At 43.9% G+C, this 17452-nt stretch carries 19 protein-coding genes and 1 tRNA gene; 14 read left to right on the top strand and 6 right to left on the bottom strand.

Features of this window, described 5'->3' with window-relative positions:
• Window positions 1–144: 144 nt before the first annotated feature.
• Window positions 145–675: a DUF2726 domain-containing protein gene (locus ACIGBM_RS00450; RefSeq protein ID WP_101204933.1), complete on the top strand. Its 531-nt coding sequence runs from the start codon at window positions 145–147 to the stop codon at window positions 673–675.
• Window positions 676–756: 81 nt separating this feature from the next.
• Here ACIGBM_RS00450 and ACIGBM_RS00445 read toward each other — a convergent pair whose 3' ends face one another.
• The 6 genes from ACIGBM_RS00445 to gatC form a co-directional block, all read right to left on the bottom strand.
• Window positions 757–1734, bottom strand: a complete 978-nt coding sequence (locus ACIGBM_RS00445) for a DUF1853 family protein (protein WP_397476403.1) — start codon at window positions 1732–1734, stop codon at window positions 757–759.
• 812 nt (window positions 1735–2546) lie between these two features.
• Window positions 2547–3101, bottom strand: coding sequence for a hypothetical protein (locus tag ACIGBM_RS00440; protein WP_397476402.1), 555 nt, complete (start codon window positions 3099–3101; stop codon window positions 2547–2549).
• Window positions 3102–3243: 142 nt separating this feature from the next.
• Window positions 3244–3320, bottom strand: a tRNA-Pro gene (locus ACIGBM_RS00435).
• 114 nt (window positions 3321–3434) lie between these two features.
• Window positions 3435–4961: an Asp-tRNA(Asn)/Glu-tRNA(Gln) amidotransferase subunit GatB gene (gene gatB, locus ACIGBM_RS00430; protein WP_102092404.1), complete on the bottom strand. Its 1527-nt coding sequence runs from the start codon at window positions 4959–4961 to the stop codon at window positions 3435–3437.
• Window positions 4961–6457 carry an Asp-tRNA(Asn)/Glu-tRNA(Gln) amidotransferase subunit GatA gene (gene gatA / locus ACIGBM_RS00425; RefSeq protein ID WP_397476401.1) on the bottom strand — a complete coding sequence of 499 codons (1497 nt, stop codon included), beginning with the start codon at window positions 6455–6457 and terminating at the stop codon, window positions 4961–4963. Before gatA ends, gatB begins: the two co-directional genes overlap by 1 nt.
• A gap of 81 nt (window positions 6458–6538) precedes the next feature.
• Window positions 6539–6853, bottom strand: a complete 315-nt coding sequence (gatC, locus tag ACIGBM_RS00420) for an Asp-tRNA(Asn)/Glu-tRNA(Gln) amidotransferase subunit GatC (RefSeq protein ID WP_057758683.1) — start codon at window positions 6851–6853, stop codon at window positions 6539–6541.
• 691 nt (window positions 6854–7544) lie between these two features.
• Here gatC and ACIGBM_RS00415 point away from each other — a divergent pair.
• The 13 genes from ACIGBM_RS00415 to rpsC all read left to right on the top strand — a co-directional run bounded on the left by ACIGBM_RS00415 (window position 7545) and on the right by rpsC (window position 17452).
• Window positions 7545–8573, top strand: a complete 1029-nt coding sequence (locus tag ACIGBM_RS00415; protein ID WP_082624553.1) for a rod shape-determining protein — start codon at window positions 7545–7547, stop codon at window positions 8571–8573.
• Window positions 8574–8886: 313 nt separating this feature from the next.
• Window positions 8887–9747 carry a rod shape-determining protein MreC gene (mreC, locus tag ACIGBM_RS00410; RefSeq protein ID WP_102077941.1) on the top strand — a complete coding sequence of 287 codons (861 nt, stop codon included), beginning with the start codon at window positions 8887–8889 and terminating at the stop codon, window positions 9745–9747.
• Between the two features lie 141 nt (window positions 9748–9888).
• Window positions 9889–10374, top strand: coding sequence for a rod shape-determining protein MreD (mreD, locus tag ACIGBM_RS00405; protein WP_335731574.1), 486 nt, complete (start codon window positions 9889–9891; stop codon window positions 10372–10374).
• 105 nt (window positions 10375–10479) lie between these two features.
• Window positions 10480–11163, top strand: coding sequence for a Maf family protein (locus ACIGBM_RS00400; RefSeq protein ID WP_397476400.1), 684 nt, complete (start codon window positions 10480–10482; stop codon window positions 11161–11163).
• Window positions 11164–11283: 120 nt separating this feature from the next.
• Window positions 11284–12885: a ribonuclease E/G gene (locus tag ACIGBM_RS00395; protein ID WP_397476399.1), complete on the top strand. Its 1602-nt coding sequence runs from the start codon at window positions 11284–11286 to the stop codon at window positions 12883–12885.
• A 410-nt stretch (window positions 12886–13295) separates the two neighbouring features.
• Window positions 13296–13607: a 30S ribosomal protein S10 gene (rpsJ, locus tag ACIGBM_RS00390; protein WP_010196670.1), complete on the top strand. Its 312-nt coding sequence runs from the start codon at window positions 13296–13298 to the stop codon at window positions 13605–13607.
• Between the two features lie 49 nt (window positions 13608–13656).
• On the top strand, window positions 13657–14295 hold the full coding sequence (gene rplC, locus ACIGBM_RS00385; RefSeq protein ID WP_057758696.1) for a 50S ribosomal protein L3: 639 nt from the start codon (window positions 13657–13659) through the stop codon (window positions 14293–14295).
• Window positions 14296–14309: 14 nt separating this feature from the next.
• A complete protein-coding gene (gene rplD / locus ACIGBM_RS00380) occupies window positions 14310–14912 on the top strand; it encodes a 50S ribosomal protein L4 (protein ID WP_057758698.1) in 603 nt (200 codons plus the stop codon).
• Window positions 14909–15259, top strand: coding sequence for a 50S ribosomal protein L23 (gene rplW, locus ACIGBM_RS00375; RefSeq protein WP_057758700.1), 351 nt, complete (start codon window positions 14909–14911; stop codon window positions 15257–15259). Before rplD ends, rplW begins: the two co-directional genes overlap by 4 nt.
• 11 nt (window positions 15260–15270) lie before the next feature.
• Window positions 15271–16098: a 50S ribosomal protein L2 gene (gene rplB, locus ACIGBM_RS00370; RefSeq protein ID WP_057758702.1), complete on the top strand. Its 828-nt coding sequence runs from the start codon at window positions 15271–15273 to the stop codon at window positions 16096–16098.
• Window positions 16099–16110: 12 nt separating this feature from the next.
• A complete protein-coding gene (gene rpsS, locus ACIGBM_RS00365; protein ID WP_010196682.1) occupies window positions 16111–16386 on the top strand; it encodes a 30S ribosomal protein S19 in 276 nt (91 codons plus the stop codon).
• Between the two features lie 10 nt (window positions 16387–16396).
• On the top strand, window positions 16397–16726 hold the full coding sequence (gene rplV / locus ACIGBM_RS00360; protein ID WP_021813373.1) for a 50S ribosomal protein L22: 330 nt from the start codon (window positions 16397–16399) through the stop codon (window positions 16724–16726).
• Window positions 16727–16729: 3 nt separating this feature from the next.
• Window positions 16730–17452, top strand: coding sequence for a 30S ribosomal protein S3 (gene rpsC / locus ACIGBM_RS00355; protein WP_057758704.1), 723 nt, complete (start codon window positions 16730–16732; stop codon window positions 17450–17452).

Raw genomic sequence — 17452 nt, 5'->3', positions numbered from 1 at the left:
TAGTTAAGATGAGCGCCATTTTTATAATCTGTTGTTGTATAACCTGTCAGCCTATATAGGTTGCCTTGTCGTGGTCGGCGCATTATTAATTGCTATTAATAATAACAATTAGCTTATCACTTTCATATTGTATAAGGTAGAACCATGTCGTTTGGTGTTATATTTTTAATATTGGCCGTTGGCTTTTTAGGGCTGATTACGTTACCGAAGCTATTAGCAAAACGCCCCGTCGTTGAGCCTGATCCAAAACCTGTGCGCGGTGATGAGTTGGCTATTTGGCCATTTGCGCCGATGCCAATCATGACCGATACGGAAGTGATATTTTTTAATAAGTTAAAAAATGCGCTGCCGGAGTATCACATATTTGTCCAAGTACAGCTGTCACGGATCATTGAGGCTAATAGTAGTGAGACATCAGAGCGTAGCTTTTGGTTCAATCGTATTTGCCGCCAGAGCGTTGACTATGTGATCGTGGATGTCGATGCTCAGACTACATTGGTCGCTATCGAGCTTGATGACTGGACGCATAGTAGCAAAGCCCGCCAAAAAGCGGATGATAAAAAGGATAAGGCGCTTGCCAGTGCAGGTATTGCGATGGTGCGCTTCCACGCTGAGCGTATGCCGAGTGCCGATATGCTTAGATATGAGCTAATGCAAGTGATTGAGAGTTATTAAGCATTCTGTGAAAGCTGTCCGATTGTTAAGGCTAAAACATTATATAAGCAGTTTCACTTTAAAATTTTAGGTTAGCTAAATTTATTCATCGAGTTGGTCTGACTGTCTCGGATAAATAACGATTGGTCGATTACCTTCAAAATATAAACCTGTCTTAGGTAGCTCGCTATCTGCCCAAACTATCGGCTGCTGGCGACCATTATAAGCATTTCGCTCATCATAAAAGTCGCGCTTGGTGAACCATTCAATATAATGCGCGGCTCGCAAAGCTGTATTGTCAATCGTTGCAAGACCTGCCATGTCTCTCTTATCACACCACTCATGCATCGGAAAGCTCGGCGTTAGCCAGTATGGCCAATCATAATCGCCGCAACCAGCTGTGTTAATCGGTAAAAAGAATCGCCCTTTAATCACGCCATAACGCTTATCAATTTTGACCTGTCCATGATTTTCTGTATCTACCCACACCGCTCGAAACTGCTTGGTTTGCATGTGTGTCATTTTGCGCTGTAGATTATCATTAGAGTTAATCCCAACCCAATTCACAGGCTCAAAGGGTGCTGACCCCATAAAAAACTTAATAGCTAGCTCCCAATGCTCAACCAGCTGTTCTGCATGGTTATACAAAATCAAATCAAGCTCACCAGTCGTCTGCTTGCCATTATAGAGCTGCACATTGCTAGCCAGTGTCTCATACGGATGCAGCTTGCGCGCAAATCCATCCTCTAACCAAAATGACAGTAAGCCCTCAAAGTGAAAACCCAGTCGATTGGGGCTAGGGCGTTTGAGTAAATAGCGAGTCAGATCTTGATAAGCGGCAGTGGTGTCTAGCTCTGTTAATCGTTGCTCATACGCCTCAAATTGCGTCTGCCAAAATTGCGCGCTATGCACAGCAACGGTATGTGCGTTCTGATGCGGTGCAAAGTCTAGCCACTGTGTCAAAACATTGGGACATGCCAGTACATAAGCCAAATCGCGCACATAGGGTCGGCGGTAACGTTCCCAAGGAGCGTCATTCATGAGGCGATTAAATGTGGGCTGATTGACAGGCTCGATCATAGAGTAAACCAGTGTAAAGATGTAGCATTTACCCTAACGGCTCGCTCTATAAAAGTCTATAGATGACAAGTATCCGATAGGGTAGTGCTCGGTTTTTTGGCTTTAAAACAGGATATTAATGTGATGAATATGAATGTTGATATCAGTAAAATTTAGCACAAAAAAAAGCCAACCATTGAAAACAATGATTGGCTTTTCTCTTTACTGCTATGTTTGGTCGGAATGGCAGGAAGTAAAGTAAAGTAAAGTAAAGTCTATATGCTTTGGAATATATAGGTTTTAATAACTTTTATATTGACGATACCAACAATCGTTTTTAAAAACTGCTAAATACTAGTAGTTACTTTATTGGTCTGTTAAATTAGTATCAAATTATATTTTTTAGGGAAATACATTGCTGATTATTGGTTTTATTTATTTTTTGCTTGCTTTAGCCATACCTATAATATTAATCAATATATTAGTTGCGCCTAAAAGGAATAAAGATAATTCTTATGGTAAGTGGACGCCAACTCGGCTGTCTTTAGCCTTTCTCATAGTTGGGGTGTACTTATTTTTTATCAACTACGTGTTCTTCTAGAGCAACGGTTTTTACCGTTCTTGCAATGAGAAGTTTTGACCATTTTACAGCACAATGTGCGTTCTAAGCATTAGCTTGTACCATCTACCGTTTCAACATTTCTCAACACGGTAGGGCGGTGTCATTGTTCAGGACTTGGCAAGCGGTGATGCTATAAGATCTATAGCCTTGGTTAATGTCTCTAATGACAGCTTAGGTTGTGGGACATCTTTATCACGCTCTTTATCTAAATTTATTTTTTTCTGTTGTAAAGTGATAGGACGCCAACCCATACCGCTAGAAACCCCTCAGGCTCTAGCGTAGCATCAATACCATCACAGCTATAAGTATGATAAATATAGTCACTTGCTTGATCAAAATTGAGATTTAAGCCTTTTATGTAATCTAACTCGTAAAGCTCTGCTTTATTTAGGTAGAAGTTGGAATAAACTAATTTATAGTAATCTTCGTTTATAAAGCTATCTTTCCAATGGCTACTATCTATACCGTCTTCTTTGTCTCTAATGAAACATACATACGCATAGTAAGCATGGTAACCATCAAAGGTAATCTGTTCAAAAAATCTTTCTATGTTTTTATCAGCTCCAGATTTTATCTTCCCTTTAAAGACTCTGTAGTGCCGATCAATTTCATAAGATGTAATATCCTTTGAAAAGGCGTTGTAAAGTAACCATGAAGCAACGTCGCTAACTGTTTCTTTTTGAGTGAATGCAACGTAGAAAAGAAAATCTTTTATAGATACATATTCTTTGTAGAAGTCTGTTTTAGGTTTATCCATTAAACTCATGATTTATATTCCTACATCTCTAGATTGAACGAGTCTAACTCACTTTCTATTTAGTACACCACAAACTAACCAACCAAATTTAGCACAAAAAAAAGCCAACCATTGAAAACAATGATTGGCTTTTCTCTATTACTGCTATGTTTGGTCGGAACGGCAGGATTTGAACCTGCGACCACTACACCCCCAGTGTAGTGCGCTACCAGACTGCGCTACGCCCCGAGTGACTGACTATTTTACGCAAAATTATGCATATTGCAAGGGCTATTTATAGCAGCCAAAATCTACAATATTATTCCGCCTAGCATAGTCAGTATAATCGCTTAGCAGCCAATGTTAACCCAATAATTCTTTTAGAATTTGGTTCACTTGCTGTGGGTTAGCACTACCGCGACTGGCTTTCATGACCTGACCGACCAGACCGTTAAAGGCTTTTTCTTTACCGCCGCGATATTCTTCTACCATCGCTTCATTTTTTGCGATGACTTCTTCTACCATCGCTTTGATAGCGCCAGTATCGGTTTCTTGCTTAAGGCCTTTGTCTTTGATGATTTTATCTGCTGCATCATCGCCATCGCCGCCTTCGCGCTCATATAGAGCACTAAAGACTTTCTTAGCCAGTTTGCCAGATAGCGTGTCATCTTTGATACGCTTGAGCATGCCAGCCAATTGCTTAGCGCTGATAGGGGAATCGATGATGTCGGTGTCATCTTTGTTCAGTGCACCGAGCAAGTCGCCCATGACCCAGTTGCCAGCCATTTTGGCATCTTGCTGACCGATTTCAGCCACTACATCTTCGAAGTAATCGGCAATTTGACGACTACCAGTCAAGATACGAGCATCGTATTCTGACAGACCAAGCGCTTCTTCAAAACGTGCGCGACGAGCAACTGGTAGCTCTGGCATCGCTGCTTTGATCGCATCAACCGTATGCTGCTCGATACGGACAGGTAGCAGGTCAGGATCAGGGAAGTAGCGATAGTCATTGGCGTCTTCTTTGGTACGCATGGTACGCGTTTCATCACGCTCTGGATCATATAGCATCGTCGCTTGGACAACTTTGCCACCATCTTCTAGGATATCGATTTGACGTTCGATTTCACGATTAATAGCACGTTCGATAAAGCGGAACGAGTTTAGGTTCTTTAGCTCAGTACGTGTACCGAGATCAGCGCCTGGCTTGCGCACAGAGACGTTACAGTCACAGCGGAACGAGCCTTCAGCCATCACTGCATCTGAGATACCTAGCCACGTGACTAGCTGATGGATGGCTTTGATGTAAGCAAGTGCTTCGTGAGCAGAGCGCATGTCTGGCTCAGAGACGATTTCGATTAGTGGTGTACCTGCACGGTTCAAATCCACGCCAGTCATACCGTCGACTGCGTCATGTACAGATTTACCCGCATCTTCTTCTAGATGCGCGCGAGTGATACCCATACGTTTCGGATATTCGTTCTTTTCGCCTTCGTTGACGACGACATCGATATAGCCTTCACCAACGATAGGATTAGCCATCTGGGTGATTTGATAGCCTTTAGGCAAGTCAGGGTAAAAGTAGTTTTTACGGTCAAACGTATTAAACAGACCCAGTTCAGCATTAACACCGATACCGAATTTTAGCGCGCGATCGACCACACCAGCATTTAGCACTGGCAATACACCAGGCAAACCCAAATCGACGATACTTGCTTGGCTGTTTGGCTCATGACCAAAGTCAGTCGGCGCACTTGAGAAGATCTTACTTTCCGTATTTAGCTGGCAGTGAATCTCGATACCGATGACCACTTCATAGCCATCGACGAATAGCTCTTTACGCACGGCGTGTTCACGGACGGCATTGTTATCAGTAGTAGCTGTACTCATTATACCGTCTCCTTTGCGATGGTAGAGTGTTGTAGATGATGATCAGTATGCTGCTGGAACAGATGCGCAGTCGTGAGCAGTTGACTCTCTTGCCAATGCTTACCGATTAATTGCAAGCCAATAGGTAGACCTTCTGTCGTCAAACCAACTGGCTGACTGAGTGCAGGCAGACCCGCTAGGTTGACCGCGATGGTATAGACGTCACCTAAGTACATCGTTGCAGGATCTAGGTCTTCACTAAGCTTATAAGCCGCAGTCGGTGCAGTCGGGCTAGCAATCACATCACAGCTAGCAAAGGCTTCGTCGAAGTCTTTTACAATTAATCGGCGAATCTTCTGTGCTTTAGTATAGTAAGCATCGAAATAGCCAGCCGATAGCGCATACGTCCCTGTCAAAATACGGCGCTGTACTTCAGGGCCAAAGCCTTCAGAGCGTGAACGTGTATATAGATCGATAAGGTCCGTTGGATTCTCACAGCGATAGCCAAAACGTACGCCATCGAAGCGTGATAGGTTCGATGATGCTTCAGCAGGGGCTAGCATGTAGTAAGTGGCAAGCGTGATTTCAGGATCTGTGATGTTCACTTCTACGATCGTTGCGCCCAGCTCTTCGTATTTCTTGAGCGCAGCACGTGCTGCTTGCTCGACTTCGCTATCAAGCCCTGTACCGAAGTATTCTTTGGCCACACCAATACGCAAGCCAGCAAATGGCTTATCACCAGCAGCGGCTTCTGCATTATTGATGTCTTGTACATAGTCAGGCATCTCGTATTTGATAGAAGTGGCATCGCGTGGATCGTGACCAATCATTGGCTGGAGCAGATAGGCGCAATCTTTAGCGCTGCGTCCCATGCTACCCGCTTGATCTAGACTTGAGGCATAGGCAATCATACCAAAGCGTGACACACGACCATAAGTAGGTTTGATACCCGTTAGACCACAGAATGAGGCAGGCTGACGAATAGAGCCACCCGTATCACTACCAGTAGCAACAGGGACAAAACCAGCGGCAACAGCAGCAGCACTACCACCTGACGAGCCACCGGGGACGCGCTCTAGATTCCAAGGGTTCTGTACCGTACCGTAGTAAGAGCTACTGTTGTCTGAGCCCATCGCAAACTCATCCATATTGAGTTTACCTAAGCTAATCATGCCAGCTTTGTCGATGTTAGAAACGATGGTCGCGTCATATGGTGAGACAAAGTTATGTAGCATCTTTGAGCCACAAGTGGTCAGTACGCCTTGGGTACAAAAGATGTCTTTATGCGCCATCGGTACACCAAGTAGCGGACGCTGATCGCCCTGAGCACGCATCTCGTCTGCCGCTTTTGCTTGTGCGCGTGCTGTCTCAGAGGTATGAGTGATAAAGCTGTTGATTTTGCTGTCTAGCGCATCGATGCGCTTGATGTAGTGTTCGGTTAATTCTGCGCTGCTAAATTGTTTGTTTTGCAAGCCAGTAATGAGCTGCTCAGTACTTAATAAATGAAGTTCAGACATAAGGTGTCGTCCGTCAAAATGTTAATAGCATAAAATAAAATGAGATAATGGCAAATGCGTGATTGTATTATTCAGTCACTATTATTCAATCACCTGAGGCACTAGATATAAGCCTTCTTCTACGGCAGGCGCAACTGACTGATTGCGCTCACGATTGATATCGTGTTTTGCTACATCAGCACGCAACTCTTGGCAAGCTTCATGGATATTGGCGAGTGGCTTGATGTCTGTGGTATCAACGTTAGATAGCGTATTCATCAGTTTTAATACTTTACTGATATCATCAGCATAGCTATCGGCTGTACTTTCATCGACACCTAAGCGGGCAAGGTTGGCAACTTCTAGGATTTCTTCACGGCTGACGTTGCTGTCAGACGTTGCTGGCTGCTGAGACATAGTTTCTCCAGTTAAGGACAGTTTTTGTTAGAGTAGTTGATTACGAAAACGCAAATACGTAAGCGCTAAAATAGAAACAACTAAAATACAAACAAATAGTAAGTGGGCTTATTATAAAGCATCTGACTCAAGTTTACAGAGCATGACGCTTGATTGATGCACAATCTCAACCAAGAGACTGAATTGATAAAGACGTAATATTAAATAAGATATAGTGCTAGCCGAGCTATAATGCCAATTAAGACACAATGATTTACAGAGAATTGCAAAACTGACCCCCTAATTCATCATTGTTCCTTAATTGCTCTCCAATTAGCTTCTAAAATACGTTACAGTATGCATCTGCTATTAAGCAAAACATTCATCTGCCTGTAGAGCCTTGTTAGTTATCAGATTAAATGATGTTTCATTGAGTTGAATGATATTCACTACTATTTCAAACTTTGTAACAACTTTTGGCGTCTAAGACAAAAATCCTTACTTACTGATGCAAATATCTATGTTTTTTTTGAGCTAAATCGGTATAATTTAGCTCAGTTTTTTCATTTCATCATTATTGTTTGAATTTTGACTTGTTGGGATGATTAACTGTTGCCACAAGTAATGTTTAACGACGACCTGCTCAACACTGACGAGTAACACCTCAGTCAATCTCATTCGCCTCATTCGTAAGACGCTGGATATATTAGTCATGAACCTGTTTGGATTTTTATCAAATAATATCGCTATCGACCTCGGTACTGCGAACACCCTAATTTTTATTCCTAATAAAGGCGTCGTGCTTGACGAGCCTACGGTGGTCGCGTTACGAAGCAATCGTACTCAGAACCCGACCGTCGCCGCTGTTGGTATCGATGCCAAGCAGATGCTAGGCCGTACGCCTGCGAACATCACAGCGATTCGCCCGTTAAAAGACGGTGTGATTGCTGATTTTGAAGTGACGCAAAAAATGCTTAAGCACTTTATCGCTAAAGTAAAAGCCAAGCGTTTTATGGCACAGCCTAATGTTGTGGTTTGTGTACCATGTAAGTCTACTCTAGTTGAGCGCAAGGCGATTCGTGAGGCAGTATCATCAGCAGGTGCGAGCAAAGTACTATTGCTAGAAGAGCCGATGGCTGCGGCTATCGGTGCTGGTATGCCAGTTCATGAAGCCAGTGGTTCTATGGTGGTGGACATCGGTGGTGGTACGACTGAGATTGCCGTTATCGCGCTATCTGGTTGCGTATATGCTGAGTCGATTCGTATCGGTGGTGATATGTTTGATGAAGCGATCATCACTCATGTACGCCGTACGCATGGCTGTGTCATCGGTGAGACGACCGCTGAGCGCATCAAAAAAGAAGTCGGTTCTGCATTGAATGAAGACAGCCAACTAGAAGTAGAAGTGCGTGGTCGTAGCATGGCAGAAGGTGTGCCAAAGACCTTTACTGTCAATTCAGAAGAAGTGCAAAAGGCGTTGACTGATCCATTGAGCGGTATTGTTAGCGCTGTAAAAGTAGCACTTGAGCAGACTCCGCCAGAGTTGTCATCAGATATCGCTGAGCGTGGCATCGTATTGACAGGCGGCGGCGCGCTATTACGTGACTTAGACAAACTTATCTCACAAGAGACCGGTTTGCCAGTGACGGTAGCAGAAGACCCATTAACCTGCGTTAGCCGTGGTGGTGGTATCGCGCTTGATTTCATCAATAACAAAAGCTTAAACATGATTTTTGTTTAATTCATATTTATCCTTAATTGCCATATAGTATTGGCAATATATGATAATTTATGTGAATGATGAAACTATAAATATAGTCGGTTCAATATAATTTGGATAAAAGAAAGCCGAGCGAAAGTACTACAAATAGTAGGCTGAGCGAGACTGACACCGTACCCAATTTATAGAAAATTGACTATATATAAAATTAAAGGTAGCCGATTGTGCTACCTTTAATTGCATTCATTTGTGCTAGAACCCAATATCCTCGATAAACACTCATGCTGTAAATAAGTGCTATTGTTCATTTTAGAATCCTTAAATCAGACGACTTATGACTCCAAGTATTTTTGCGCGCCAGCCGTTATCACTTCGTAAGACTGTTATTGTATTGATAGCAGCCTTAATTTTGATGTGGTTTGATAGCAAAAACTCTGATTGGTTTAAGCCAGTACGTAGCACCAGCCATGCCGCCATGCAGCCAATCTATGAGCTGTCTCTATTGCCAAGCTATGCCAAGCATTGGGCAGGTGGTAGTCTACAATCTAAAGAAGCACTGCGTCGCGAAAACATGCAGCTAAAATCGCAATTGATACACGCACATGCCAAGCTACAACAGCAAGATTATATTTTGGCGCAGAACGCACGTCTGCAAGGTATCTTATCTACCACCAAGCCTGAGCAGTTCGATCTTAATTTGGCGCAAGTCATCGGCACAGATACCAACTTGCTCAGACAGATTGTCGTGCTTAATAAAGGTGAGCAAGATGGCGTACAAGTTGGGCAAACGGTCATCGATGAAGACGGCGTATTAGGACAGATTATCAATGTCTATCCGAATACTAGCCGTCTGTTGTTGATTACAGATGAGCAGCAGTCAGTTGCGGTTACTGTCAAGCGTACTGGTCAGCGTGCTATCGTTACAGGCCAAGGTATTCCATCTTCATTAAGTCTTAATTACGTCTTTAAGACGTCAGATGTGCGAGTAGGTGATGAGCTAGTGTCGTCAGGACTGGGCGGACGTATTCCGGCAGGCTATCGAGTAGGGCGTATCGCGCATGTCAAAGACGAGCAAACCGACAACTTTAGAACGATCGAAGTTACTCCAGCGGCTAATTTTATCGATAATGCTTATGTACTAATACTTCAAGACAAGCTACTAAATGAGAACAATGCTGCTGCTATTGCTCCATAGATAATGACGTAAGCCATGGTATTGACGGCTAATTAGCTGGCTTATTGATGTTTTAAAGCTTTCCATTTATGGTATTCACCTTGCCAATATCCAATCAACAATATCACAGCAACCACCAAACACTCGCTAAGGTAAGTACCCATGTCGTATCCTGATTCTGAGAATGCCACGGTACTATTGATCGTTGTGATTGTTCTAAGTTTCATCGCTGCATCATCACTCAATGTCTATCCATTAAGCCCAAGCATGGCCACACTGCGTCCTATGGTCATGATCATGGTGTTGATCTATTGGTTGCTGTTTCAGCCGCGCTATGTCGGCATTTTTACCGCGTTTACGGTTGGTCTGATTGCTGATTTATTGATGGATACCCATTTAGGGCAACAAGCTTTTGCCGCTGTTGTTGTTGCACTGGTTATCAAAATTACCAGTATCTATGTCAGACAGTTGAATACCGTTAGCGCTTGGTTAATTGCTAGTCTAGGGCTGATTGTCTTTCAGTTAAATCTATGGGTACTACAGATGTTTATTCAGAACGTCTTTGTCGCCCAGTCTGCTTTGTCACTGTTTATGAGTATCATCAGCTGGCCACTCGTGCTGTTTGCTTTACGCAAGTTTTCGCGTTGATAAATTATCAGCTATCAAGATTACTTTGTTTAACAGCTTTGATTACTCAGCCTACAATACTGTATGACCACACACATCATAAATTGATAAATGAAGAGAATATCGATGGATATCGTTTTGGCATCTGGCTCTCCGCGTCGTCGTGAGCTACTAGAAAGAGCGCAACTTGACTTTACTATCTTAAGTGTAGATATCGACGAGACGCCGTTAGATAATGAGTCGCCGACAGACTATATCGAACGCATGGTCGCAACCAAAGCTGATGCCGCGATACAACAGTTAAGCGACACGTCTCAAGCAGATTACGATAGCCTCACATCACCATTTATGATTTTGACCTCTGACACCATTGGCGTGCTATCGGATGGTAAGACAGTATTGGTCAAACCTATCGATCGCGACCACGCATATAGTATGTGGCAACGTATGTCTGATAACGTCCACGAAGTATGGACTGCCGTTCAAGCGACTCAAGTACAGTTATTGCCTAAAGCAAAACCAAGCCCATCAGAACCTACACAGTGCTTACAAATTATTAACCAGCAGCGAATTACTGAGCGTACGGAAGTGACTTTTATACCACTGACGACACAGATGATGAGCGACTATTGGGACAGTGGCGAACCTGCTGATAAAGCGGGTGGGTATGGTATTCAAGGACTGGGTGCGGCATGGGTCAGTCGTATTAATGGTAGCTACACCAATGTCGTTGGTCTGCCACTGGCACAAACACTGGCACTAATCAAAGAAATGACAGAAGACAGTGTGGACACAGTCAACCCGTTATAATGGGATATGCACATAATGACACGGTAGGGTAATGGGCAAGAGCAAGTCGCATTTGTTACACTGTCAATCTAATAGGCGATGACCGTCTAATAAGAAAGCTGAGAGATAAGAGAAAAAACTATGTCCGAAGAGCTGCTGATTAATATTAGTCCAATGGAATCCCGTGTTGCGGTTTTAGACAATGGTATTTTGGGCGAGATTTATATTGAACGACATCACAAACTGGGGTTGGTCGGCAATATCTATCTGGGGACGGTCGTACGTGTCCTTCCTGGTATGCAGGCAGCCTTCGTAGATATTGGTCAGTCACGGACCGCATTTCTACATGTCAACGATATGCAGCGTGAACCACGCCCCGTTGCAGAAAAAAACAAAGCGGCTAAGGCCACGAAGCACGAGATAAATGAGGACGATGCGACTACCAATGCCTCTGCTGATAGCTTGGCTGTGACACCGCCTATTGTCAGTGCGCAAAGCACAGAGATCGTACCAGTGTCTAAAACTTTGATTCAGCATCGCCTACATGAAAGTCAGCGTATTCTGGTACAGGTAACCAAAGACCAGTTAGGAAGTAAAGGTGCTCGTCTAACAACTAATATCTCGCTGCCATCACGTTATCTAGTATATTTGCCATCGAGTGATCATATTGGCATATCGCAGCGCATCGATGGTGAGGAAGAGCGTAGCCGATTAAAAACTGAGCTTAGTAGCCTGATGCAGACGGTTAATCTGAAGGGTGGACTGATTGCCCGTACCGCTGCTGAGCGTGTGCCCGTCGATAAGCTAGAAGAGGACATCTATTATCTATTGCAGCTGTGGCGTACTATCTGTGCTCGTCGCCAAGAGATTAACAATCATCAGAGCTCAGAGCTGATCTATCAAGAACTGTCACTACCATTACGTTCTATCCGTGACTTGGTTCACGCTGATACCGAAAAAGTCATCATTGATAATACGCAGATTTATGAGCAAGTCAGATACTTTGCCAAAGAGTTTGTTCCCTTCGTCTATGACCGAATCGTGCATTACACCGCAGAGCAGTCGCTATTTGACGTACACCGTGTTGAGGATGACTTACGTGACGCACTAAAGCGCCGTGTCGATCTCAAGTCTGGCGGCTATCTGATTATCGATCAGACCGAAGCCATGACGACGATTGATGTCAATACAGGTTCTTTTGTAGGTGGTCGCTCATTAGAGGATACGGTTTATAAGACTAATTTAGAAGCCACACATGCTATCGCTCGTCAGCTAAGACTACGTAATCTAGGCGGCATTATTATTCTAGATTTTATCGATATGCTTGAGCAACAGCATAAAGATGACGTGCTTGAGAGCTTACAGGCGCAGCTTACCCAAGATTATGCAAAAACCAAGATTACGCAGGTTAGTGAGCTTGGCTTAGTAGAGATGACACGCAAACGCACGCGTGAATCATTGGGTCAGCAGCTTTGTGAGCCGTGTTCGACTTGTCAAGGTCGAGGGTTTGTCAAAACCGCAGAGACGGTTTGCTTTGAGATTTTCCGCGAAATCATGCGCTGCGCCCGCACTTATAATTCTCCCAAAAAGTTCACAGTGGTGGCTCATGCGGCAGTCATTGATTTATTGCTTACAACAGAGTCAGATACAGTGGCTGATTTAGAGTATCTACTGGGTAGGGTCATTACTTTTGATGTAGAGAATCTATATACCCAAGAGCAGTATGATATTGTTTTAGATTAATATTATCCAAAACAAATAATAATTTTAGATGAAAATATTTGTGTGATTAGTGGCTAGTATAAGAAGGAGCATCTCTAATGATACTAGAGATTGCTCTTGCAATACCTAAAATACTATGTATAATATACACCACTGAATTATATATGCGCAGCTGAATAAAAAAAGCTGGCGCTATTACAGCTAGAGCATCGTTTCTAGCACTATTTCATTATGCCTTTGCTACTTTCCAATTAATAGGAGGGTTGGCGGGGCTTTAAACTATTTTGCTTTTGGCACGCTATAAGTTCGGATAAAGAACTCATTCTGGTTAAGAACAGAAGGCCGCTTTAAGTGAATATTTAACCAAACTGCTTTTGATCATGGTCTTGCGACGCAAGAATGACAAAGGCACATATTAGGAGCTTGCTGGCATGGCTAACCAGAGAATCCGTATCCGTCTTAAGTCTTTTGATCATCGTCTGATTGATCAATCTGCACAAGAGATTGTTGATACTGCAAAGCGCACCGGTGCGCAAGTTTGTGGTCCTGTACCGTTGCCGACTCGCATTGAGCGCTTCAACGTTCTAACCTCACCACACGTTAACAAAGACGCTCGTGACCAGTACGAAATCCGTACTCATAAGCGTATGGTTGATATCGTTCAGCCAACTGACAAAACTGTGGATGCGCTAATGAAATTAGATTTAGCGGCGGGTGTTGACGTTCAAATTGCTTTGGGTTAATGCACATTAAACACCCAACCCATTAATATAAGATATAAAGAGGTCTAAAATGGCGATCGGTTTAGTCGGTAAAAAGTGCGGCATGACCCGTGTCTTCACTGAAACAGGCGCATCTATCCCTGTAACAGTTGTTGAGGTCGATGCAAACCGCATTACTCAAGTAAAAAATACTGATGTAGATGGTTATCAAGCCATCCAAATTACCACAGGTACTCGTCGTGACAGCCGCGTAACAGCTGCACAAAAGGGTCACTTCGCTAAAGCTGGTGTTAAAGCTGGCCGTGGTGTTTGGGAATTCCGTGCCAACGAAAGCGATCTTGAAGGTCGTGAGATTGGTGGCGAGATTCTAGCTGACTTGTTCGAACAAGGTCAGATGGTTGATGTGACAGGACAGAGCAAAGGTAAAGGTTTCCAGGGCCCTGTTAAGCGTCACAACTTTAGTATGCAAGATGCTACTCATGGTAACTCAGTGTCTCATCGTGCGCATGGTTCAACTGGTCAAAACCAGTCACCAGGTAAAGTATTCAAAGGCAAGAAGATGGCGGGTCAGATGGGTAACAAACGTGTTACCGTTCAGGGCCTAGAAGTGATTTCGGTTGATGCCGAAAAAGGGTTACTTGTCATCAAGGGTGCTATCCCAGGTGCCACCGGTGGCGATGTTATCGTACGTCCGTCAGTCAAAGCCTAAGCAAGGGGATTAACGTGGATTTAAAAACAGTTACAGGTGCGGCGGTTGAGCTTTCTGATACGGCATTTGGTCGTGAATTCAACGAAGCACTAGTGCATCAAGTCGTCACCGCTTATTTAGCTGGTGCTCGCCAAGGTACACGCGCACAAAAAACACGTGCCGAAGTTTCTGGCGGTGGTATTAAGCCATGGCGCCAAAAAGGTACTGGTCGCGCTCGTGCGGGTTCTATTCGTAGCCCAATCTGGCGTTCAGGTGGTCGTGCATTCGCTGCAAAACCACAAGATTGGTCACAGAAAGTAAACCGTAAAATGTATCGCGGTGCGATGCAGTGCATCCTAGCAGAATTGATTCGTCAAGAGCGTCTGATTTTGGTAGAAGAGTTGAGCGTTTCTGGGCCGAAAACCAAAGAACTGATTGCTAAGTTAAACGATTTGAATGCACCTCGTGCACTAATCGTTACTAAAGAAGTTGATGAAAACTTATACTTAGCTGCTCGCAACATTCCACATGTCAATGTACTTGGTACAAACGAAGTGGACCCAGTGAGCTTGATCGCATTTGATAAAGTGATCATGTCAGTTGAAGCTGCGAAACAATTTGAGGAAGCACTAGCATGAATAACGCAAGACTTTATCAGGTCTTAAGAGGGCCTGTATTCTCAGAAAAATCTCAAATGCTTGGCGACTCACTTGGTGTGCAGGTATTTAAAATTGATTCTAATGCTACTAAGCTTGAAGTCAAGAAAGCAGTTGAGTTGATGTTTGAAGGTGTTGAAGTTACTAAAGTAAACACTTTGAATGTTAAAGGTAAGACAAAGCGTTTTGGTAAAAGCATCGGCCGTCGTAACGACTACAAAAAAGCCTATGTTACCTTAAAAGCTGGTCAAGATGTACAAATGGCTGATGCTGGTGAAGAAGTAGCGAATACTACTGATTCTACTAGTGAAACAGCGAATAACGAATAAGGATTACACTCATGCCTATCGTAAGAGCAAAGCCAACATCACCAGGCCGTCGTTTTGTTGAAAAAGTAGTGCATCCACACCTGTACAAAGGTCGTCCGTTTGCAGCACTTCTAGAATCAAAAAGCAAGTCAGGTGGTCGTAACAATAATGGCCGCATTACTACTCGTCACATTGGCGGTGGTCATAAGCAACATTATCGCATTATCGATTTCAAACGTACTAAAGACAATATCCCAGCAACGGTAGAGCGTATCGAATACGATCCTAACCGTACTGCTCATATTGCTCTACTTAAGTATGCTGATGGCGAACGTCGTTACATTATCGCTGCTAAGAAACAAGTAGTTGGTGATACAGTAATGTCAGGCGAGACTTCTCCAATTCGCCCAGGTAACTGCTTACCGCTAAAAAATATCCCATTGGGTACTGTGATTCACAATATCGAACTTAAAATCGGTAAAGGTGCACAGATGGCTCGTTCTGCGGGTGCTAGCGTTCAGTTACTAGGTCGTGACGGTGTTTATGCTATTCTACGTATGCGTTCTGGCGAAACTCGCCGTGTACACGTAAATTGCCGCGCTGTTATTGGTGAAGTTTCTAACACTGAAAACAACTTGAAATCACTTGGTAAAGCCGGTGCTTCACGTTGGCGTGGTGTTCGTCCTTCTGTTCGTGGTGTCGCTATGAACCCGGTTGATCACCCACACGGTGGTGGTGAAGGTCGTAACAAAGGTCGCCATCCAACCAGCCCTTGGGGTCAGAAGTCTAAAGGACTTAAAACGCGTCACAATAAGCGTACTGACAACATGATCATCCGCCGTCGCGCCAAGAAGAAATAAAGGAAGAATTTCATGCCTCGTTCATTGAAAAAAGGTCCATTCATAGACGCGCACTTGTTTGCTAAAGTTGAGAATGCATTAGACACCAACTCACGCAAGCCAATTAAGACTTGGTCGCGCCGCTCGATGATTCTGCCACAAATGGTTGGCCTAACTTTATCTGTTCACAACGGCCGTACTCATGTACCGGTTATCGTGAGCGAGCAGATGGTTGGTCATAAACTAGGTGAATTTGCCCCGACTCGTACGTATCGTGGTCACGGCATTGACAAAAAAGCTAAGAGATAAGGTGCTTACCATGGAAGTAACTGCAAAATTACGCGGTGCCGCCATATCGGCACAAAAAGTTAGACTCGTTGCTGATGAAGTTCGTGGCAAATCTATTGAGCGTGCTTTGGATATCCTAACGTATAGCAATAAAAAAGGCGCTGTGTTTGTTAAGAAATGCCTTAACTCAGCCATCGCCAATGCCGAACATAATCACGGCTTAGATATTGACGACCTAAAAGTCGCTACTATCTATGTTGATGAAGGCATTACGCTAAAACGTATCCTACCACGTGCCAAAGGCCGTGCTGATCGTATCAGCAAGCGTACTTGTCACATCACTATAAAGGTAGGAGAATAAGTTATGGGTCAAAAAGTACATCCAATCGGAATTCGTCTTGGTGTTGTAAAAAAGCATAACGCAAACTGGTATGCTAACCCTAAACAATACTCAGAATACCTAATCAACGACATTCAAGTTCGTGAATATCTACGCAAAAAGCTAGATAACGCTATGATCAGCAACATCATGATCGAGCGTCCTACTGGCGCTGCTAAGATTACCATCGCCACTGCGCGTCCTGGTATTGTTATCGGTAAGAAAGGCGAAGATATCGAGAGACTTCAAAAAGAATTGACCAAAATTATGGGCGTACCTGCTCAGGTCAACATTGAAGAAATCACGTCACCTGACCTTGATGCACGTTTGGTAGCAGACGGCATCGGTAGCCAGCTTGAGCGTCGTGTTATGTTCCGTCGTGCGATGAAACGCGCGGTACAGAACAGCATGCGTTCTGGTGCTAAAGGTATCAAGGTTGAGCTGTCTGGCCGTCTAGGCGGTGCTGAGATTGCTCGTAGTGAATGGTACCGTGAAGGTCGTGTGCCATTGCATACACTCCGTGCTGATATTGACTACTCGTCAATTCGTGCAGAGACAACTTACGGCACCATCGGTGTTAAAGTTTGGATTTTCCGTGGCGAAATCCTTGACGGTATGAACAGTGTATATAATCCCGTCAAAGAAGAGCAGACTCGTGCGCCAAAACGCCGTGGTCGTGGAAACCGTCGAAACTCAGACAGAGGTTAA

The organism is Psychrobacter sp. NPDC077938, assembly GCF_044542635.1.
Lineage (GTDB): Bacteria > Pseudomonadota > Gammaproteobacteria > Pseudomonadales > Moraxellaceae > Psychrobacter.
The sequence above is the reverse complement of the archived record's forward strand: the minus strand, read 5'-3'. Positions and strand labels throughout refer to the sequence as shown.